This window comes from Marinitoga aeolica (assembly GCF_029910535.1).
Lineage (GTDB): Bacteria > Thermotogota > Thermotogae > Petrotogales > Petrotogaceae > Marinitoga > Marinitoga aeolica.
Genome location: NZ_CP069362.1, coordinates 491,676 through 511,377, shown reverse-complemented (window position 1 = coordinate 511,377; position 19,702 = coordinate 491,676). Strand labels below are relative to the sequence as shown.

Genomic DNA, 19,702 nt, shown 5'->3' with positions numbered 1-19,702 from the left:
ATTTTACCTCCTATTTTTTTCCCCAACAACATAAACACTTACATCTTGTGTATTTTGAGCAAGTCTTACATCATTAATATATATATCTAAGCGATTACCTCTAATTTTTGAACCTATATCCTCAATTTCGAAAAAACCAAAATTCGGAGAATTTCTAAATTCAGGTATATATACTACAGTTCCTAAAGGCAAAAAATTTGGATCCGCAGCAACTGTAACCCATGGTCTGGGGACATTTTGAGATTTTGTTAGTCTAAATGCTGGATAATAGATTATTTTATCATCCCATTCTGTATAAAATGTTGCTTTAAAGTTTCCAAGATATTTAAAAAATAATTTCATAGGATCTTTAGGCTCCCCATTTTTCCATATTTCAAAATTAAATAATTTATCTTTTTTAACCGTTCCTAAAATAGTTTCTGAATCTACCCACTTTCCTTCTTTTACATTAATTGAAATTAAATTTGAGTAAACAGTAACAACTCCATTTCCATGGTCAATTTTAATATAATAACTATTATTAGATAAATTGCCAGTTTCTAATACCCTTCCAGGTAATGCGGGTTTTATAGATTCATTTTTTAATGGTAATATTCCCAGCCCTACTGCTACACCAGTTGAAATTCTATCGCCGAATCTAATAACTATCCTTTCATAATTTGCAGGTGTAGTATAGCTTAAAGGCCAGTTTAGGAATTTCTCAATATTATTCACAGGGATAATAATTTTTTGTCCAACTCTAATAGTTCTTGGATCATCTATATTATTGGCCACTTTTATTAAATCAATACCATTATATCCTAATCCAAAAGCTACTGCAATCTGACTTAAAGTATCTCCGGGTTTTATTTTATAAATAATCTGGTCACCAGAACCAAACAAATTTTTAATTTCTGCATTTGAAAATGATATTAAAGCATTTGTTAGTTCTCTTTCAAGCTCTTCTAATTTTGTTTTGTATTTTTCGTCAAAAGTGTTAATAGGTCTTGAAGATAATAATTCAAAAGAATTTTTAAGGTTTCCTATTGTCTTATCTACATTATCCAGCTTTTCTTCAAGACTTTTAATTTTAAGTAATTCTTCACTTTTGGTTTTATAAAATAGTTTAGCAACTTCTCTTTGGGTTTCGGTTTCAACAGATTCATAAACGTATTTTTTTAGATTTTCCTCACTTATAATTCCGGATGTGTTTTCTTTAAATTTGGAATAATCGTTTTTTAAAGAATCTAGATCATTTTCAAGTGTTTCAAAATTTATTTGCCAGATTTTATCCAATGAGTTTACGGTTTTTAATAAATTATCAATATTTGTTTTAACAGACTTATCAATAGAATTTTTTATTTCAGTTGAACTAAGTGTAATTTTATATAGATCTGTGCTTAAATCTTTTAGTTTATTTTCCAATATTTTATTATTCTGCCTTAAATCGGTTAAACGCTTATCTAAATCAGAAATTTGAACGCTAATATTTGAAAAATTCTTTTCATTATTTTGTTTAAATTTAAGAAATTCAGTATAATAATCGCTTACTGAATTTTGTACATTTGTTATACTTGAATTTAAAGAAAAAACATTCTGATTTATAGTATTTATAGATTCCTTAAATTGTTTATTTAAAGAACTGAATTTTGAATCTATATAGTTTTTATTATCTGCGAGAATCGTTGAATCTTTAGTAATAAATTTTTTTGTAATTGATGGTAAATCTTCGGTTTTTACGGTTTCGTTATTTAGGATTTGTATATTGTTTTCGATATTTTTTAATCTATTTTCAAAAGTATTTAATATATCAGTATAAAATTTGTCGTCTTTTCTTTTTTCTAATACGGAAATTTTACTTTTTAAATCGTTCAAAGATTTATTTATAAGTGACAACTCAGAATTATAATCTTTTAATATTTGTTGAATTTGCGTATTGGATGAATCAAGGGTGTAAGATATATTTTTTATTTCACTTTTTAATACCCTAATGTTATTAGAAATATCATTTATTTTTTTATTTGTTTGATTAACATAATCTTTGTACTCAGTAAGTGTTTGATTGTAATTGTTTAAAGTTAGCTTTAGAGAAGTTACTTCACTTTCCAGATTGTTTAATCTACTTTCTATTTCAGGGTTAGTAATAGTTGGTTGAAGCAAAGAACATGAATTAAAAAAAATGCTTATTACAAAAATAAGTATGAATATAAAAAAATTTTTTCTCATCATAGATCACCTTTCAAAAATTCAGCTTTTTTTACATAAGGATTTTTACTATTTCTATATCTTCCTACAAGTTTATTAAAAAATTCTTTTGCTTCTTTTCTTTTTCCTATACGTAAATTTGTATATCCCTTAAAAAAATAATAAATAATTAATTCTTCATCTGAATTTAAATTTTTAAAATTTTCTTCTAATATTTTTACAGCAGAAATCAATAATTTCAGTTCTTCCATCGTTTTATTTTCATCCCTAAAAATCCAGGCAAGTCTAATTAAACTTTTAGCAACATTTCCGGGTTTGTTGAGAATTCTATATATTATTCCAGCAAGAGCATATTGTTTTTTTAAAAATTCCGTATCTTTATTTTTTGTATTATCAATTCTTCCTAGTTTGTCACGAGCTCTTTTTAAATAATTTTTTAATTCTTTTTTTGTTTCTTTAGAAACTTTTTTTAATAAGTCAGTATCTTCAGAAAAGAATGTAAAACCGCACTTTGGACAGGTTAAAATAGAAAAATTTTGTGGATTAGGTCCTTTGAAAATAGGTTTTAGATCATCTTCATATTTTTCAATTCTAATACTGTCATATTTTATTTTAGTATAATTAAAAGCTCTTCCGCATAAAGGACAGGTAGTAGAATCTTCCCAAAAGTCTCCCATTTATTACACCTCTTTTTATATCTTAATACTGCTAAAATTATTTTACCATTTCATTGCAAAATTTCCAAATACAACATATTAAATTTTACATTCTAATAAATAGAAAATTTTGAAATTACAGGAATTAATGATAAAATATATGTTGTAAAAATAAAAGCAAAATTGAGCAGGAGGTTTAAGATGGGTTTTTTTAATAAGATAGCTAAAGGGTTGAAAAAAACAAGAGATAAATTTTTTGGGAATATTAAAACGCTATTTTCTGGAAGAACACTTGATGATGATGTTTTGGAAGAGCTTGAAGAAATAATGATTTTATCAGATGTTGGAGTTGAAGCTACACATGATATATTGGAGAAATTGAAAGAAAGATATAGAAAAGAAAAAAATGAAGATCCACTTCTACTTTTAAGAGATATTATGGTAGAACATCTTGACAATAAGCCTTTGGAATTTAATCCGGATAAAAAACCTTTTGTTATTTTAGTAGTTGGGGTTAATGGTACAGGGAAAACCACAACTATTGCAAAACTGGGAAAAATTTATAAAGAAAAGGGGAATGATGTTGTGTTTGCTGCTGGAGATACATTCAGGGCAGCAGCTATAGAGCAATTAAAAGAATGGGGAAATAGATTAAATATTGATGTAATTGCACATTCACATGGAGCAGATGCTGCAGCTGTGGCTTATGATGCTCTGAATCATGCAGTAGCTAAAAATAGAGATGTAGTTATCATTGACACAGCAGGAAGGTTACATACTAAAAGTAATTTAATGGAAGAATTGAAAAAAATAAAGAGGGTAATTCAAAAGGTTATACCAGATGCCCCACATGAAACATTATTGGTATTGGATGGAACAACAGGTCAAAATGGAATAGTTCAAGCGCAAGTTTTTAAAGAAGCTATAGATTTAAGTGGTATAGTAGTGACGAAATTAGATGGTACTGCAAAAGGTGGGATAGCTTTCGCTATAAATCAGGAAATAGGCATTCCAATTAAACTTATAGGTGTGGGAGAAAAGGCAGATGATTTACAGATTTTTGATCCTAAGGTTTATTGTAATGCATTATTAGGTATAGATGAATAATAAAACCGATGCATTTCAGCATCGGTTTAGTTTCTTATTTTGTTCTAAATAGTCTATCTCCTGCATCACCTAAACCAGGTATTATGTAAGCGTGGTCATTTAATTTTTCATCAAGTGCAGCTGTGAATATTTTTACGTCAGGATATTCTTCTTCAATATTTTTAACTCCTTCAGGAGCAGCAAGTAAAGACATTACGATTATATTTTTAACCCCGAACTCTTTAACCTTTTTTATAGCGTATCTAATAGAAAAACCAGTTGCTAACATTGGGTCAACAATAAAAACATAGTGATTTTCACTAAAGGGTGGGAATTTTAAATAGTATTCAACAGGTTTTAGTGATTCTGGATCTCTATATATGCCTAAAAATCCAATGCTTGCATTAGGTACAAGACTGAGAATACCATCCATCATACCAAGTCCCGCTCGTAAAATTGGAACTATAGTTATTTTTTTGTCTTCCACCATTTCGCCGATAGTATGCTGAATAGGCGTTTCAATTTCGACTTTAATAGTTGGTAAATTACGTGTGGCTTCGTAGGTTAGCAATTGGGTTATTTCCTTTAAAAGTTCTCTAAATTCTTTTGGTCCAGTATCTTTGCTTCTCATAATAGTAAGTTTATGTTTTATTAAAGGGTGCTCAACAACAGTAAGATTACGAAGATTCATTTTTGTGCCTCCTTTTTTATATTCTTTCCAATTATACCATAAAATTTTTTGAACAATTTAATTTTTTTGATAAAATATATAAAGATTTAGAAAAAGATAGAGGTGAGGGAATGAAAATATTATCACTGATGAAATATGAACTCTTGAAAATTTTTAGAAATAAAGGTTTTTTATTATCGTTGATTCTTATTCCGGTATTGCTGTCGTATTTAGGTTCCAACCTATTTCCAGAAAATATGTTATCTGATTATAAAATAGCTGTATATAATGAGGATAATTCTTTTTTAGGAAGATTTGGTTTTCTTTTTTTGAGTCAATTTTTTAAATGGAAAGATGCTGTTCAAATAACATCTCAAAATGAGCTGGTAAAAGCTGTAAAAGATAATGAATTTGATTCAATTTTAATAATACCAAAAGGTTTTATGAATAATTTAAAAAATTATAAGAATACAAAATTAATTTTAGTACCCAATCCCAATGATCTAGATAGCAGTGTAGCAATTTATACAGTTGTAAAAGCGTTGTTTAATGAATTATCTGGAATACCTGAAATTTCAACGGGATCTACAACTCAATTTCTTCTAAAAGGCGGAATCTCTGTAGATAAAAAGAGAAATCCTCCAGATATTGAAATACAAATCCCTAATATAAAAGATGGAAGTTTAAAAAATATAAAAAATGCGTCTCTAGATTTTCAGGACATGTTAGCTCCATCTGCAATACTTGTCTTAATATTAATTTTTTCAATGGGAGGTATAGGTATTTCAATTTCGCAAACCAGGGAAAATGGATTATTGGATATATATAGAGCAAATGGTTTGAAAATATGGGAATTCTCATTATATAAGCTTTTTACATATATTATCTTAGGTCTTATTTCAAGTGTTATTACATTTTATGTATTCAGACATTTTGGGAGTAATTTTTCAGGCGGCGAAATGAATATGATGATTTTAATAATTTTAAATGTATTTATGTTTGCAACATTTGGATTATTAATTGCTTCCATTTCTAAAACAACAAGAACTACAACATTTTTATTAGCTATATTTATAGGTACAATGGTATTGTTTGGTGATGTGCTGATTTCAATTCCAAAAGATTCTGTGTGGTATAAATGGTCGTATGCATTACCGATAAAATATTCCATAGATTCTTTAAGAAAAGTAGCTTTATTAAATTACAATCTTTCAATGGTAAGTAAAGATTTATATATTATGTTATTATTTACAATAATGTCATTCATTATTAGTTACATATCACTCTCTTATATTGAGAAGAAATAGGCTCGTTTTAAAAAACGAGCCTATTGTATTATTTTATAATATTTAATTCTTTACCAATCTTTTCAAACTTTTCTACAGCAAAATCTAAATCTTTTTTCGTATGTGCGGCACTGATCATAACCCTGATTCTTGCTAATCCTTTTGGAACTGTTGGGTATCCTATTGATTGTGCAAATATACCCTCTTCAAATAATTTTAAACTAAATTCTTTTGCTACCTTTGCATCGTATAGCATTACAGGAGTAATTGGTGTTTCGCTATGCCATGTATCAAAACCAAGAGCATTTAATTTATCTTTAAAATATTTAGCATTATCCCATAATTTTTCTACTATCTCTCCACTTTCTGTTAATATTCTAACTGCCTCTAAAGCAGCACCAGTTTCTGCTGGTGATAATGAACTACTAAATAAGAAAGGTCTTGCTTTTTGTTTAAGATATTCAATTAATTCTTTTTTACCAGCAATAAATCCACCAACAACCCCAAAGGCTTTGGATAATGTCCCTACTTCTATGTCCACTCTACCGTGTAAATGGAAATGGTCGACAATTCCTCTTCCACTTTCGCCAAGAACACCTTCTCCATGGGCATCATCAACCATTACTATTGCATCATATTTTTCTGCTACTTCAACAATTTCTGGTAATGGCGCAAGATCTCCGTCCATACTGAAAACACCATCAGTTATAATTAAAAGTCTTCTAGCTCCATTGTTTTTGGCTTCTTTTAACTTTTCTTCGAGATCTTTAACATCTTTGTGTTTCCAGACATATTTTTTTGCTTTTGATAGTCTTACACCATCTATAATACTTGCATGATTTAATTCATCAGATAAAATAGCATCTTCAGCAGTTGTTATTGCTGGAATAACAGCTTGATTAGCATTAAAACCAGATTGTACAACGAGAGTTGCTTCTGTTTTTTTAAACTCAGCAAGCTCTTTTTCTAATTGGTGATGGATATCCATTGTTCCAGCAATGCTTCTAACAGCGCCTGGACCCACACCATACTTTTCAACAGCAGCAATAGCAGCTTTCTTAAGTCTTTCATTGTTTGCGAATCCAAGATAATTATTTGAACATAAGTTTAATACCTTTTTCCCATCAACTTCAAACCAAGCACCTTGAGCACCATTTAATGTTCTAATAGTAACAAAAAGACCGTTTGATTTTAATTCATTCATTTCAGAAACTAATTGTTCATAAAAATTCATAATATTCCCCCTTATTCTGAAATTTTTAATACAATTTTTCCACTTTTTTTAGAATTCATAAGTTCAAATCCCTTTTCAAATTCTTCCATTGGAAGAATATGGGTAATTAATTTTGATAAATCTATTCTTTTCGTCCTTAACCATTCTGAAGCAATTTGCCATGTTTCAAACATTTTTCTTCCAGTTATACAATGAATAGTGATATTTTTAAATACTGCAGTATTCATTGCAAAAGGTACAGGATTTGTAGGAAATACACCTAAAATCGCTGCTTCTCCAGCATTTGTTAAAGCTTCAATTCCATCATTTAATGCAGTTGGATTACCAGACATTTCCAATAAAACATCTGCACCATCATTATTTGTTAATTTCATAACTTCTTCAACTAAATTCTTTTCTAAAGGATTTATAATGTAATCAGCACCCATCTCTTTTGCCATATTTATTCTATATTCTGAAACTTCGCTAACAATTACAGTTGCGGCGCCAGAAATTTTCGCAACTTGAACTGCAATTGCACCAATTGGACCAGCCCCTGTTATTAAAACTGTTTTCCCTCTTAAGTCTACTGAGGTTACAGTATGAATAGCATTTCCTAAAGGTTCCATAACAGAAGCGTATTCTTTTGGAATTGAAGGATCTAATTTCCATAATACAATCTCTGGAACAACAACATATTCTGCAAATACACCGTCTCTATCTACACCTAATATTTTCATGTTTTTACATACATGCATTTTCCCGGTCTTACATTGCTTACATACACCACATGGGATATGGGTTTCAGAGGCTACAATATCTCCTGGTTTTAATCCTTTAACCATAGGTCCAACTTCTACAACCTCACCCACGAATTCATGTCCATCGATCTGTGGTGTTTTGATTCTTTCCTGTGACCATTCATCCCATTTCCAGATATGAAGGTCTGTTCCACAAATGGAAGCATTTAAAACTTTTACTTTAACTTCGTTTGGTTCTTCAATTTTCGGTATTTCTACCTCATCTAATACAAATCCTTTTCCTGGAAATTTTTTTACAATGGCTTTCATAGTTCCCAAGATAATTCACCATCCTTATTTTATATTCATTATTTAGTTTAACTCAAAAATGAAAAAAATTTCAATGTCATTTTTTTCAGATTATTCTTTGTTATGGTTCTTGTGGAAGGATAATATTAAAATATGTTCGTTTTACTCAGGATTATAATAAAAAAATTCTTCATCTTCCACAATAAGTTTATTTTCTAATAAAATATTGACTTTATCTTTAGGTATATAATTTAATATAAAACTTTTTGGAAGACCTTTAATATTAGAACTTCTATTATATACTTTTCTTAAATTAAGTAATAATATTTCTTCTTCTCTTTTTTTCATAAATGAAGCTATTTCAAGAAATGTGATTTTAAGGTTTAGGAAAAATTTATTATAATAATCCTTATCTTTTAGAAGTTCGGTAAAAAGTTGGTATGATTCTTTTTTGAAACGAGTTTTTTCAACTTTATAATAATCTATTAAGTTAATTCCAAAAACTAAAGAGTCAAGACCAAAATAATCTCCCTCACAAAATACCTGTCCTAATTTCTCCTTTTCTTCATATTTTAATGTAGAAATAACAAGTCCTGACTGAATATAAGCTATTTCTTTTATATCTTTTGAAAGGTTTGTTATTAACTCACATTTCATTTTTATCACCAGTATTTTTTTTGTTAAATATATTTAAAAATACGTCATAATTTTCTATTCTAATCATCATTTCACCCCAGGCTGGAATTCCCCAAAATCTTAATATTTCTAAATATTCCTCCAGAACTTCCTTTATTCTTTTAGAATCGTTACAATATATACATGATAAATACAAAAAATATTTTACTAATGCTCTATCTTCTATTTCTATGGATTTCTCAAATCCATAGATTAAATCTTCACAAAGTTGGCTATTGCCTGTGTTTTTTCGTATATAATTTGTTGTAAAAACTATTATACCGGCCAGATCAATATTTTCCTTATTGAATAGTGATTTAAAGCTTTCTGTAGCAATTTCTGGATCCTCTGGGAGTTCGGATTCGAATATTTCACCGGCATTTAAGATTTGATCTAATTCTGCTAACAATACATCTGTTTCATCGAGTTGCATGTCTTCAATTAGATCTTTCCTATTTGTCACCATTGCTTTTGAAATTAAAAGTTCATAAATGTTAGGTGTAATTCCATATAAACTATTAAAAAAGATATTTATATATAGTTTTCCAATGTGTTCCAGGAATAATGAAAATTCCTTTTCTTCAAGTATCTTTGGTATAGTGTCTTTATCTATTTTCAATACTTCAACTTTTGTGTTTGCCACATAGCTTTCTAATAAAGGTTTTCCTGTTAAAAAACCCATTGCGCCAATAAATTCTCCAGAACTCAATTCTCTATTTTTAAGAGAAGTATTAACTTTCCCGGATATAATATAATAACAAAAGTTATAAATTTCATTTTCTTTTAATAATACTTCGCCAGGATTAAAAAAATCTTTCATATTAGCACCCTCTATTATTTAATAGCAATATATAAATCAGGAAAATAATAATCCAAAAACAATTTTTCTTTAATATAATTGCTATATATATTTTTTTCTCCTAAATCCAACGAGTTTTTAAATTTTTTTATATTAAGTTTGTCAAATTCAAAGAGTTTAAAAGAAGAATCTTTATTATTATAGTTATAGTATTTTAAAAATAAATCAGGGAATAAAAATTCATAATTTTGGATATTTTTTATGTAATTTTTCTTGCTGAAAAATAATTCTTTTTTATTAAAATTGTTTGATATAAAACTTTCAAAAGAATCATTTGAAGTTTTATTATAATAAAAGAAAAATTTAGGAACTTTTGTGAAAGGAGTATATGAATAATAAATATTTAAAATTCTTCTGGCTATAGGAATGGCATGTGTAGTTGATAGTAAAAATTTTCCATCTCTTCTTGTTGAAATAGAAATTTTTCCATCATATCCCGAAAACCATACAGAATATTCAGCAGTTCCTGTTTTCCCATAAAATTCTTTTTTTACAGGAAACAGATTTTTAGCTGTTCCTTCAGAAACGACACTTTCTAAAAGGTTATTCATTATGCTATAAGATTTATTCTTTATTGTTTGTATTTTTTTTTCTATTTCAGGTGTTTTTTTATAGATTAAATTTCCATTTTTATCATATATCTCATCGATTATATAAGTTTTAGGAATTAAGCCATAATTTGGAAATATTGAAAATGCTCTTGCGATATTAAATACATTACTTTCTAATGTTCCGAGAGATAAAGTTATATCATGAGGATAAAATCCGTCAATTCCGATATTTCTTAAAAAGGTTTCGACAGTAGAAACAGATTTTTGGGGTGAATTTTCTAAACTTAGAAACAAGTGAATTGAAGGAATATTTATAGAATGAATAAGAGCTTCTTTTAAAGAAACTTCTCCTTTAAAAGTTTTCTCGAAATTTTGTGGTGACCAGTTTCCAATTTTTAATGGTTCGTCTATTAGAGGAGTATTTATGTCATATCCTTTATTTAAAGCTAATAAATAGTAAAACGGTTTTATAGTGGATCCGATTTGACGATGTGAATAAAAAACATCATATTGGCTGCCAAAAAAACTGATAATTTTTCCGGTTTTATTGTCTATAATTATAGCACTTTGGGATGCTTGCCATGTATCCTTTATGGTTTCAAATAAATCTCTGTTTATTGTAGATTTAACTATGTATCCTCCGCCAGTTAAATTTAATTTAGATTCCTCATTCTTTATTGCAAGAAGTAGCTGTAAATTATTTTCGTCGAAATAAGGTTTTTTAAATTCTATGTTATTTAAATATTGAGTATATAATTTATAATCATTATTGGTTAATAATTGATTGTTTAATAATGAGTTTAGGATGATTAAAGCTTGTTTTTTCGCTCTTAATGGATGTTTGTATGGATTATAATATTCTGGAGCGTTTATAATTCCAACAAGTATAGAAATTTCTGATAAATTTAAATCTTTTAAATTCTTTCCAAAATATCTTTTTGCAGCGGCACCAAAGCCATTTATATCATTACCTAAATAAGCGATATTTATGTATGATTCTAAAATTTCATTTTTTGTATAATAACGTTCAACCCAAAATGAAAGAAATATTTCTAAAATTTTTCTTGATATAACTTTTTTTTGATTCAAATATATATTTTTTACAACTTGTTGAGTGATAGTACTCCCGCCATATGTAGTTCCACTTTTTATATTTGTAATAATAGATCTAATAAGCCCTTTTAAATTAAAACCCGGATGTCCAAAAAAGTCTCTGTCTTCAGACCACAATAATGTAAACAATAAATCTATAGGAGCGTTTGACAATTTTGTATATACAAATTTTGGAGGTAAAATTTCACTACTATTTGAGAAAAGATATGTATTATAATTACTATTGAATGAAAAAATAGATTTTTTTACAAAAAGTTTGTGTGTATAACTAAATAATATCATACCAGTGATAAGAATTGTAAGAAGTCCTGATAAAAAATATTTCAATGCTTATTCCTCCATTTAAAATGATTTTAATAAAAATAGTATATAATAAATCTTGCTTAATTTAATTATATCATATAATGGAGTGAGTATATTGAAATATCTTTTAAGATTTAAAAAATTTGGTAGATCCATTTATATCTCACATAACGATACTTTGGAAGAAATAGAAAGAATGTTTAGAAGGGCGAAAATAGATTTAGAATATACACAAGGGTTTCATTCAAAACCCAGGTTAAGCATTTCTCAAGCAATTCCGCTCGGTTATATCAATAGAGTGCTTTATGTCATTTTAAATACCAATACTATGCAAAATTTTTCAAATTTTAACAATTATGTATCCGAAGGGTTCAAATTAATAGAGTATAAATCTGTGGAAGATAATTATAAGTTGAGAATAAAATATTATTCATTTAGAATTTATATATCGGAAAATCTTTTTCCATTTTTTTATGAGAAAGTTATTAATGGAGATTTGAAAAATAGATTTGTAGATTTAGATTACGAAATAAATAAAAATGGAATTTATGTGTTAAAATATAAACAGGAATATAATAAAATATATAATATATGGAAGATTTTTAATGGGATTAAAGAAGATTTTATATTTTATCCTGTTGTTTATGACGTGATTTGGGGGGATTGATTTGAACAAGAAAATTTTAATTGTAGATGATTCAGATGTGTTAAGGAAAATATTATCATTTAATTTCAAAAAAGAAGGATTTGAAGTTTATGAAGCAAGAGATGGTGAAGAAGGATTAAAAAAAATAAAAGAATTAATGCCAGATGCAGTTTGTCTTGATATAATGATGCCAAAAATGGATGGCTTTACTGTTTTAAAGAGATTAAAAGAAGAAAATATAAAAGTTCCTATTTTAGTTTTAACAGCAAAGGGCGGAGAAGAAGATGAAAATTTAGCATTGTCTCTTGGTGCATTTAAAGTTGCAACGAAGCCTTTTAGTCCGAAAAATATTGTTGATATTATAAAACAGGCGGTGGGGATAAATGGATAAAGCCACCGAATATGGATTGGAAATTTATCGGGAATTAAATAATAAAATTAAGTATTATAAGGATGAACCTAAAAACTTAGAAGAAATTAAATCTAGAGTAAAGAATCTGGTTGAAAAATTGTTAGAAGAAAGCGAAAATTATAGAGTACAACTTGAAGAATTTTCTTTACAATTAGAAGCTCAGGTTGAGGAACTGTCAAAATTATATGAGGAATTAACTGCTGTTCTTGATATAGGTAAAATTTTGCATGAAACACTTGATCCACGAACTTCAATGAATAAAATCCTGGAAAGAATAAAAGATATAATTACTTATGATGATATAGTTGTTGGCGAATTTTCTGATTTTCCACCAAGAAAAGATTTTAAGATTATACATGCCGATTTTAATTCGCTTGACTTTGAAAAAACAGTACAATTTATTGATTATTTAAATGAATCAAATAAAATAAAACCATTGATATTCGAAAAAAATCCTTTAACCAAAGAGGAAATTCCCATTATGTTCATACCAATAGAATCGAGAATAAAAGTATGGGGTTTTTTTCTATTTTATGGTTCAAAAAAAGGCATATTTACAGCAGGAAATAGAAAAATAATGGAATCAATTTCTGAGCAAATAGCTTTTAGTTATGATACACTTGATTTTTTAAATAAAAAAATAGAACAAGAAAAATTAGGAGAACAATTAAGAATAGCTTCTGAAATACAAAAGTCATTGTTGCCAAAAGAAATACCACAATTCGAAAATATTGATATAGAAGCGTTTTATAGACCAGCATATGATATTGGTGGAGATTATTATGATGTAGTAAATTTGGGAGATAAAGTTTTTCTTGTTTTAGCAGATGTTTCTGGTAAAAGTGTTCCAGCTGCTTTAATAATGACATCATTCAGATCAATATTAAGGCATGAATTGGAAAAAGATCATAATTTAACAACAATAGTTTCTAATTTAAATGATTATATATCTAAGGAAATCCCGCAAGATAGATTCGTTACTTCTATTTTTATGATGCTGGATTATAAAAATAAAACTATCGAGATGATAAATTGTGGTCATAATCCAACACTGATTCTAAAAGATGGAGAGTTACTAACATTTGACGCAGAATATATGCCTATTGGAATCATGGAAGGATTTATATTTGAGAGTCAAAAATTATATTATGAAAATAATATAAATGTAGCTTTGTATACAGATGGAGTAACAGAAGCGAGAAATGAAAATGGTGATGAGTTTGAATTAGAAAGATTAATAAAAATATTTAAAGAAACAAAAGATACGACTTCAAAAGAAACTATAAGAACAATAATAAATGAATTAGATAAATTTGTGGGGAAAGCGTCTCAACATGATGATACAACAATAATGATAATAAAATCAAAATGATTTTAAAGGAGGTATTTTATTATGTCAGGTCATAACAAGTGGGCAAATATAAAGCACAGAAAAGCAGCACAGGATGCCAAAAGATCCAAAATATTCACTAAACTTATTAGGGAATTGACTGTTGCTGCTAAAGAAGGTGGGGCAGATCCTGAATCAAATCCAAGATTAAGAACTGCTATTGAAAAAGCAAAAGAAGCAAATATGCCAAAAGACAAGATTGAAGCTGCTATAAAAAAAGGTGCAGGAGGAACAGATGCAGATTCATATGTAGAAATAATGTATGAAGGCTATGGTCCAGCTGGGGTTGCAATAATAATGAGGGCTTTAACAGATAATAAAAATAGAGCTGCTCAAGAGGTAAGGCATATTCTTTCAAAGCATGGTGGTAGTTTAGCTGAAAGTGGAGCAGTTGCATGGAATTTTGAAAGAAAAGCTATGATAATTGTTCCAAAATCAGAAATAGCAGATTTAGACGAATTTATGATGGTTGCTTTAGATGCCGGAGCTGAAGATGTAATTGAAGATGAAGAAATACAGGTAATAGCTTCTCCAGATGATATGGCTCAAGTTCGAGACACATTGAAAGATATGGGATACTCTGTAAAGGCAACTTTAACCTACATACCAAAAACAACAGTTAAAATTGCGGGTTCAGATGCAGAAAAATTATTGAAATTACTTGATGCATTAGAAGATAGTGATGATATTCAAGAAGTATTTGCTAATTTTGAAATAGATGATGAAGAAATGGAAAGATTGGCACAAAATATGTAATTTAAGGGGCTATTTGCCCCTTGTTTTTAAGGTGATTGAATGAAAAAAAAACTATTGTTTATAACTCTGTTTTTTGTTTTGGCATTTATAAGTTTTTCAAATAACCTTTTTTTTACTTATTTAGATAATGGTAATCTGAAAATAGATTATAATTTTAATTTTGAAGCAACAAATTTATATGTTGCCAATGTTTCTTTTTATATTGTGATGAAGCCAGAAAATAAAGATTACATAGAAGTTTCTAGTATAGATGAAATTTTAAATTATTTAAAATTTTATCAACCAGGATTTAGCATAAATTATAAATATAAAGAAAATAATTTTAATGATCCGAATTATTTTATCTGGTCAAATAAATCATTTTTGATTTCTTTCGAAAATATATTTTTTGAATATCCAGCGTCTTATATTGTTTCAAATGGTATGGTAGGAATAAATCTTAAAAAAGGTTTTAATAATTATTTTTATTGGATTAATTTATATGATTTTTCTGAAACGTCATTTGGTTATTATTTTGGAGATAAAATAAAAATAGGTTTTTTCGTAGATACGTTAAATAAAAAGAGCGATTATGGGGGGTTTTTAACTTTTGGAAATATTGGTATAATTACAATATCAAAAAATAAGGTTTTTGTAGAAATGTTGAGTAAAGATATTAATTTATATTTTGATTTTAAAGCCGAAGGAGATATAATAAGAAGTGATTTTTTAAAAAAAATAAAGAATGAATTCGAAATAACTTTGCCAATAATACGAAATGATATATATTTTGTTATCAATTCAAATAAAAAGTATGGAATAAGGTTTGATATTAATTTTTAGGAGGAACAAATATGAATGAAAAAAGTTTATATTCTTCACCTTATGATGATAAGGAATATGTATGGTTATTAGATAATATTGCCAGGCATTTTCAACTTGATTTAAGAGGTTACAAACAACATAGGGTTAGAAGAAGAATTGATATGTTAATGAGAAAGTATTCTTATAAAGATTATAAAACTTATTTTGAAGATTTAAGAAAAGATGGTAAACTATGGGATGAATTTTTAGATAAACTAACTATTAATGTTACGGAATTTTTTAGAAATCCAGAAAAGTGGGATTATTTAAAGAAACACATTTTACCCAAAATACTAAAAGAAAGAAGTACAAAAACAAAAATATGGAGTGCAGGTTGCTCTACTGGAGAAGAACCGTATACTCATGCAATAATACTTGAAGAATTAAATGCACCTAAAAATATAAAAGTATTGGCAACTGATTTGGATAAATTTGTATTACAAAAGGCAAAAAGAGGAATTTATTCGGAAAGATCTATGATTAATGTTCCGGAAGATATAAGAAAAAAATATTTTAGAAAAGTGGATAATGAAACTTATGAGGTTTTGTCTCATGTGAAGAATAGAGTAGTATTTAAACAACATAATCTTTTAATGGATAAATTTGAAAGTGATATAGATTTAATTTCATGTAGAAATGTAGTTATTTATTTTGATATGGATGCTAAAAATAAATTATACAAAAACTTTGCCAATTCTTTAAGAAGCGGTGGAGTGCTTTTTGTGGGCTCAACAGAAAGAATATTTAATTATAAGAGTTTGGGATTGGAAGTAATAGAACCTTTCTTTTACCAAAAAGTGAGTGATTAATTTGGATTGGTTAATTCCATTTATACTGGTATTTGATCAAATATCAAAAAAATTAGCTCAAGAATATTTAGCTGGAAAAACTATACATATTATAGGAGATTTTTTAACCTTATCTTATGTTACAAATACAGGTATAGCTTTTGGGATGCTTCAAGGGCATCCGTTTCTTATGGGAATTATTGCAACATTTGTAGTTACAATAATATATGTATATAGAAAAATACATCTTAAACAACATAAGTCTTTTTTGTTTGATCTATCTACTGTTTTTATAATAGGTGGTGCTCTTGGAAATATATATGATAGAATAAGAATTGAATATGTTGTAGATATGTTTAGCGTTAAATATTTTTCTGTTTTTAATGTTGCAGATTCTTTTGTAACTATAGGAGGAATTCTTTTGGCTGTTTATTATTTAAAAAGGAGTAATGATCCGTGGAAGAAAACTTTTTAGTTACGAATAGAGAAAATGGCTGGCGATTAGATAAATTTGTAGTAGAAAAGGTTCCTGAATGGATATCAAGAACATATGTGCAAAAAGCTATAAAACAGGGACAAATAATAGTCAATGGAGATTTAAAAAAACCATCGTACAAAATAAAAAATGGAGAAATAATAACAATTGAAGTGCCAGATAAGCCACCATCTATAGAAGTTTTGCCGGAAAATATATCACTAAATATAATTTATGAAGATAAAGACATAATAGTAGTAAATAAACCTCCTTTTATGATAGTTCATCCTGTTGTAAATAAAGTAACAGGAACTTTGGTAAATGCATTGTTATATCATTGTACAGATTTGCAGGGGATAGGCGGAGAATTAAGACCTGGAATTGTGCATAGATTAGATAAAAATACCTCAGGTGCAATAGTGGTAGCTAAAAATGATTTAGCACATCAATCTTTAAGTAAACAATTTAAAGATAGAAAAACAAAAAAAACATATATAGCTTTGGTGAAAGGACTTTTGAAGAAAAAAAGTGGTGAAATAAATGCACCATTGGCGAGACATCCGCAAATTAAAATAAAAATGGCAGTTGTTCCAGGTGGAAAAGAATCCGTTACTATTTATAAAATAATAAAGGAATTTAAAAATAAAGCATCTTTAGCTTGGATAAATCTAAAAACTGGAAGAACACATCAAATAAGAGTCCATTTTAAATATATAGGACATCCATTACTTGGCGATGATGTTTACGGAAAACCAGCTGAAGATTATAAATATGGTATTGAAAGACAAATGTTGCATGCTCTAAAATTGGGTTTGTTCCATCCAAGAACAAATAAATGGATGGAATTTGTAGCTCCAATACCCGATGATTTTAAAAAAGCAATGATTAACTTAGAAAAAGAATGAAAAAAAAATAACAGAAAATTAACATAGTCTTGTTATTTATTAAAAAATATTGTCGTAAAATAAAGCGCGAGGTGTTTTATATGTTAAACGATAAATTAAGAGATGCTAAACTTATATATGATTTAGATAGAATCGAAGAGAAGGAATTTTTTACTTTTAAATTAGAATGGCAACAGATAGATACACCTGAAGGGGTATTTAATATACTTTCTCCAGTAGAAATAGAATTTGAAATAGAAAAAAATTCCGATGGTTTTATTTTGAAAGGTAAAGTTGAAACTGTTATTGAATTAGTTTGCTCAAGATGTTTAAAAAAATACAATGAAAGAATAAAGGGTGAGATTGAGGCTTATTATATAAATGAAAAATTTTCTGGGTTATACACAAAAAGTGAAAAATTAGAATCCCTGGATAATATAATTTTCTTTTCAGAAAATAAAGTAGATATTACAGATAGAATTATTGAATCAATATTAATGGAAATTCCAGATAAACCATTATGTAAAGAAGATTGTAAAGGATTATGTCCAATTTGTGGAGTAGATTTGAATGAAAATCCAAATCATAAGCATGAAGAAGAATATATAGATCCAAGGTTTGAAAAATTATTGGATATATTTAATGATGAAAAATAATAAATTTTAGGAGGGATTATAAATGGCTGTACCTAAGCAAAAAACATCAAGAGCAAGGACACATAGAAGGAGAGCTGCAAATTTATACAAAGCAATTAAAGTTAATGTTACAAAATGTCCAAATTGTGGAGAACCAAAACTCCCCCATAGAGTATGTTTAAATTGTGGATACTATAATGGAAAACAAATCTTAGAAATAGGTGAATAATAATGCCTGAAAAAGCCAGAATCGGCTTAGATTTATTTGGTGGAGATAACGCGCCCAATTCTACTTTAAAGGGCGCGATTTTTGCTTTAAAAAACAATTTTATTGATGAATTGTATTTAATTGGGGGAGAAGAAACTTTAAAAAATGATATACCACAAGAATTATGGAGTAAAATTAAGTTTATTAAAGCTGAAAATTCAGTTGATAATCATACAAAACCTACAGAAGTTTTGAAATTAAAAAATAGTTCTATTTATATCGGAACAGAAATGATGAAAAATGGGGAATTGGATGCTTTTGTAAGCGCTGGAAGTACAGGAGCACTTTTGGCCGCTGGGACGTTTGTTACAGGTAGGATTAAAGGTATAGATAGACCTGCTTTAGTTATACCATTACCGGGAAAAGGTGGTAAACCAAGAGTTTTAGTTGATGGTGGTGCTAATGCAGAGCTAAAACCAGCTCATTTTATTTCTCTTGCAAAAGAAGGAATTGCTTTTGCGAAATTTCTTGGTATAAAAAATCCAAAGGTTCATATATTAAATATAGGAACCGAGGAAAGTAAAGGAACTAAATTGGTTAAAGAAGCGGCAGAGTACTTAACTAATGACCCAAAAATAAATTATATTGGATTTGTTGAAGGAAGAGATATTTTTGAAAAAGAAATAGATGTAATAGTAACTGACGGATTTACCGGTAATAACACTTTAAAAACAATTGAAGGAACTGCTTACTATATAATGTCTGAATTAAAAGAAAAAATAGTAAATGGTGGAATATTTGCCAAATTGGGAGCTTTATTATTAAAAAAAGCATTAAAAGGGTTAAAAGCAAGCCTTGATTATAGGCAATATGGTGGAACATTTTTTCTTGGGATTAATGGAATACTTATAAAGGCTCACGGTTCATCTGATAGTGAGGCTATTGCCAATGCTCTTGCTGTTGCAAATAGAGCTGTAAAAGAAAATATAGTAGAAAAGATAAAGGATATATTGTAGGAGG

21 protein-coding genes are annotated in these 19,702 nt (G+C 28.0%); 13 read left to right on the top strand and 8 right to left on the bottom strand.

Features of this window, described 5'->3' with window-relative positions:
• Positions 1-3: 3 nt before the first annotated feature.
• Positions 4-2,205, bottom strand: a complete 2,202-nt coding sequence (locus JRV97_RS02455; RefSeq protein ID WP_280999867.1) for a peptidoglycan DD-metalloendopeptidase family protein — start codon at positions 2,203-2,205, stop codon at positions 4-6.
• Positions 2,205-2,861, bottom strand: a complete 657-nt coding sequence (locus JRV97_RS02450; RefSeq protein ID WP_280999866.1) for a DUF2225 domain-containing protein — start codon at positions 2,859-2,861, stop codon at positions 2,205-2,207. Before JRV97_RS02450 ends, JRV97_RS02455 begins: the two co-directional genes overlap by 1 nt.
• Positions 2,862-3,041: 180 nt before the next feature.
• Between JRV97_RS02450 and ftsY the strand changes: the two genes are divergently transcribed.
• Positions 3,042-3,947, top strand: a complete 906-nt coding sequence (ftsY, locus tag JRV97_RS02445) for a signal recognition particle-docking protein FtsY (protein WP_280999864.1) — start codon at positions 3,042-3,044, stop codon at positions 3,945-3,947.
• Between the two features lie 34 nt (positions 3,948-3,981).
• On the opposite strand, the gene upp is transcribed toward ftsY, so the two are convergent.
• The gene (upp, locus tag JRV97_RS02440) at positions 3,982-4,617 is read right to left on the bottom strand and encodes a uracil phosphoribosyltransferase (protein ID WP_280999862.1); all 636 of its coding nucleotides are present in this window, start codon (positions 4,615-4,617) and stop codon (positions 3,982-3,984) included.
• 110 nt (positions 4,618-4,727) lie between these two features.
• Between upp and JRV97_RS02435 the strand changes: the two genes are divergently transcribed.
• Entirely contained in the window at positions 4,728-5,903 is a 1,176-nt protein-coding gene (locus tag JRV97_RS02435; RefSeq protein ID WP_280999860.1) for an ABC transporter permease, read from the top strand.
• A gap of 28 nt (positions 5,904-5,931) precedes the next feature.
• Here JRV97_RS02435 and JRV97_RS02430 read toward each other — a convergent pair whose 3' ends face one another.
• The 5 genes from JRV97_RS02430 to JRV97_RS02410 form a co-directional block, all read right to left on the bottom strand.
• The gene (locus JRV97_RS02430) at positions 5,932-7,116 is read right to left on the bottom strand and encodes a glycine C-acetyltransferase (protein ID WP_280999858.1); all 1,185 of its coding nucleotides are present in this window, start codon (positions 7,114-7,116) and stop codon (positions 5,932-5,934) included.
• A gap of 11 nt (positions 7,117-7,127) precedes the next feature.
• Entirely contained in the window at positions 7,128-8,165 is a 1,038-nt protein-coding gene (tdh, locus tag JRV97_RS02425; protein ID WP_281001022.1) for an L-threonine 3-dehydrogenase, read from the bottom strand.
• Between the two features lie 141 nt (positions 8,166-8,306).
• Positions 8,307-8,801, bottom strand: a complete 495-nt coding sequence (locus tag JRV97_RS02420) for a hypothetical protein (protein WP_280999856.1) — start codon at positions 8,799-8,801, stop codon at positions 8,307-8,309.
• The gene (locus JRV97_RS02415) at positions 8,791-9,639 is read right to left on the bottom strand and encodes a cyclic nucleotide-binding domain-containing protein (RefSeq protein WP_280999854.1); all 849 of its coding nucleotides are present in this window, start codon (positions 9,637-9,639) and stop codon (positions 8,791-8,793) included. Before JRV97_RS02415 ends, JRV97_RS02420 begins: the two co-directional genes overlap by 11 nt.
• 14 nt (positions 9,640-9,653) lie before the next feature.
• Positions 9,654-11,669: a transglycosylase domain-containing protein gene (locus tag JRV97_RS02410; protein ID WP_280999852.1), complete on the bottom strand. Its 2,016-nt coding sequence runs from the start codon at positions 11,667-11,669 to the stop codon at positions 9,654-9,656.
• Positions 11,670-11,760: 91 nt separating this feature from the next.
• On the opposite strand from JRV97_RS02410, the gene JRV97_RS02405 reads away from it, so the two are divergent.
• From JRV97_RS02405 to plsX, 11 genes are all read left to right on the top strand, one after another.
• A complete protein-coding gene (locus JRV97_RS02405) occupies positions 11,761-12,312 on the top strand; it encodes a TIGR03936 family radical SAM-associated protein (RefSeq protein WP_280999850.1) in 552 nt (183 codons plus the stop codon).
• A gap of 1 nt (position 12,313) precedes the next feature.
• Positions 12,314-12,682 carry a response regulator transcription factor gene (locus JRV97_RS02400; protein ID WP_280999848.1) on the top strand — a complete coding sequence of 123 codons (369 nt, stop codon included), beginning with the start codon at positions 12,314-12,316 and terminating at the stop codon, positions 12,680-12,682.
• On the top strand, positions 12,675-14,075 hold the full coding sequence (locus tag JRV97_RS02395) for a GAF domain-containing SpoIIE family protein phosphatase (RefSeq protein ID WP_280999846.1): 1,401 nt from the start codon (positions 12,675-12,677) through the stop codon (positions 14,073-14,075). Before JRV97_RS02400 ends, JRV97_RS02395 begins: the two co-directional genes overlap by 8 nt.
• Positions 14,076-14,096: 21 nt before the next feature.
• The gene (locus tag JRV97_RS02390) at positions 14,097-14,849 is read left to right on the top strand and encodes a YebC/PmpR family DNA-binding transcriptional regulator (RefSeq protein WP_280999844.1); all 753 of its coding nucleotides are present in this window, start codon (positions 14,097-14,099) and stop codon (positions 14,847-14,849) included.
• 39 nt (positions 14,850-14,888) lie between these two features.
• A complete protein-coding gene (locus JRV97_RS02385) occupies positions 14,889-15,671 on the top strand; it encodes a hypothetical protein (RefSeq protein WP_280999842.1) in 783 nt (260 codons plus the stop codon).
• An 11-nt stretch (positions 15,672-15,682) separates the two neighbouring features.
• Complete coding sequence (locus JRV97_RS02380) at positions 15,683-16,501, top strand: CheR family methyltransferase (RefSeq protein WP_280999840.1); 819 nt, start codon at positions 15,683-15,685, stop codon at positions 16,499-16,501.
• Between the two features lies 1 nt (position 16,502).
• Positions 16,503-16,955 carry a signal peptidase II gene (gene lspA, locus JRV97_RS02375; RefSeq protein ID WP_280999839.1) on the top strand — a complete coding sequence of 151 codons (453 nt, stop codon included), beginning with the start codon at positions 16,503-16,505 and terminating at the stop codon, positions 16,953-16,955.
• Positions 16,937-17,860, top strand: coding sequence for an RluA family pseudouridine synthase (locus tag JRV97_RS02370; protein WP_280999837.1), 924 nt, complete (start codon positions 16,937-16,939; stop codon positions 17,858-17,860). The genes lspA and JRV97_RS02370 overlap by 19 nt, the downstream gene beginning before the upstream one ends.
• 80 nt (positions 17,861-17,940) lie before the next feature.
• Positions 17,941-18,495 (top strand): YceD family protein, encoded by a 555-nt coding sequence (locus tag JRV97_RS02365; protein ID WP_280999835.1) that lies wholly within the window; start codon positions 17,941-17,943, stop codon positions 18,493-18,495.
• 22 nt (positions 18,496-18,517) lie between these two features.
• On the top strand, positions 18,518-18,703 hold the full coding sequence (gene rpmF / locus JRV97_RS02360) for a 50S ribosomal protein L32 (RefSeq protein WP_280999832.1): 186 nt from the start codon (positions 18,518-18,520) through the stop codon (positions 18,701-18,703).
• A 2-nt stretch (positions 18,704-18,705) separates the two neighbouring features.
• Positions 18,706-19,698, top strand: coding sequence for a phosphate acyltransferase PlsX (gene plsX, locus JRV97_RS02355; protein ID WP_280999830.1), 993 nt, complete (start codon positions 18,706-18,708; stop codon positions 19,696-19,698).
• Positions 19,699-19,702: the final 4 nt, after the last annotated feature.

Coding starts and splice junctions, on each gene's coding strand:
- JRV97_RS02455 (WP_280999867.1), bottom strand. CDS start 2,205: ATGAGAAAAAATTTTTTTATATTCATACTTATTTTTGTAATAAGCATT.
- JRV97_RS02450 (WP_280999866.1), bottom strand. CDS start 2,861: ATGGGAGACTTTTGGGAAGATTCTACTACCTGTCCTTTATGCGGAAGA.
- ftsY (WP_280999864.1), top strand. CDS start 3,042: ATGGGTTTTTTTAATAAGATAGCTAAAGGGTTGAAAAAAACAAGAGAT.
- upp (WP_280999862.1), bottom strand. CDS start 4,617: ATGAATCTTCGTAATCTTACTGTTGTTGAGCACCCTTTAATAAAACAT.
- JRV97_RS02435 (WP_280999860.1), top strand. CDS start 4,728: ATGAAAATATTATCACTGATGAAATATGAACTCTTGAAAATTTTTAGA.
- JRV97_RS02430 (WP_280999858.1), bottom strand. CDS start 7,116: ATGAATTTTTATGAACAATTAGTTTCTGAAATGAATGAATTAAAATCA.
- tdh (WP_281001022.1), bottom strand. CDS start 8,165: ATGAAAGCCATTGTAAAAAAATTTCCAGGAAAAGGATTTGTATTAGAT.
- JRV97_RS02420 (WP_280999856.1), bottom strand. CDS start 8,801: ATGAAATGTGAGTTAATAACAAACCTTTCAAAAGATATAAAAGAAATA.
- JRV97_RS02415 (WP_280999854.1), bottom strand. CDS start 9,639: ATGAAAGATTTTTTTAATCCTGGCGAAGTATTATTAAAAGAAAATGAA.
- JRV97_RS02395 (WP_280999846.1), top strand. CDS start 12,675: ATGGATAAAGCCACCGAATATGGATTGGAAATTTATCGGGAATTAAAT.
- JRV97_RS02390 (WP_280999844.1), top strand. CDS start 14,097: ATGTCAGGTCATAACAAGTGGGCAAATATAAAGCACAGAAAAGCAGCA.
- JRV97_RS02385 (WP_280999842.1), top strand. CDS start 14,889: ATGAAAAAAAAACTATTGTTTATAACTCTGTTTTTTGTTTTGGCATTT.
- JRV97_RS02380 (WP_280999840.1), top strand. CDS start 15,683: ATGAATGAAAAAAGTTTATATTCTTCACCTTATGATGATAAGGAATAT.
- JRV97_RS02365 (WP_280999835.1), top strand. CDS start 17,941: ATGTTAAACGATAAATTAAGAGATGCTAAACTTATATATGATTTAGAT.
- rpmF (WP_280999832.1), top strand. CDS start 18,518: ATGGCTGTACCTAAGCAAAAAACATCAAGAGCAAGGACACATAGAAGG.
- plsX (WP_280999830.1), top strand. CDS start 18,706: ATGCCTGAAAAAGCCAGAATCGGCTTAGATTTATTTGGTGGAGATAAC.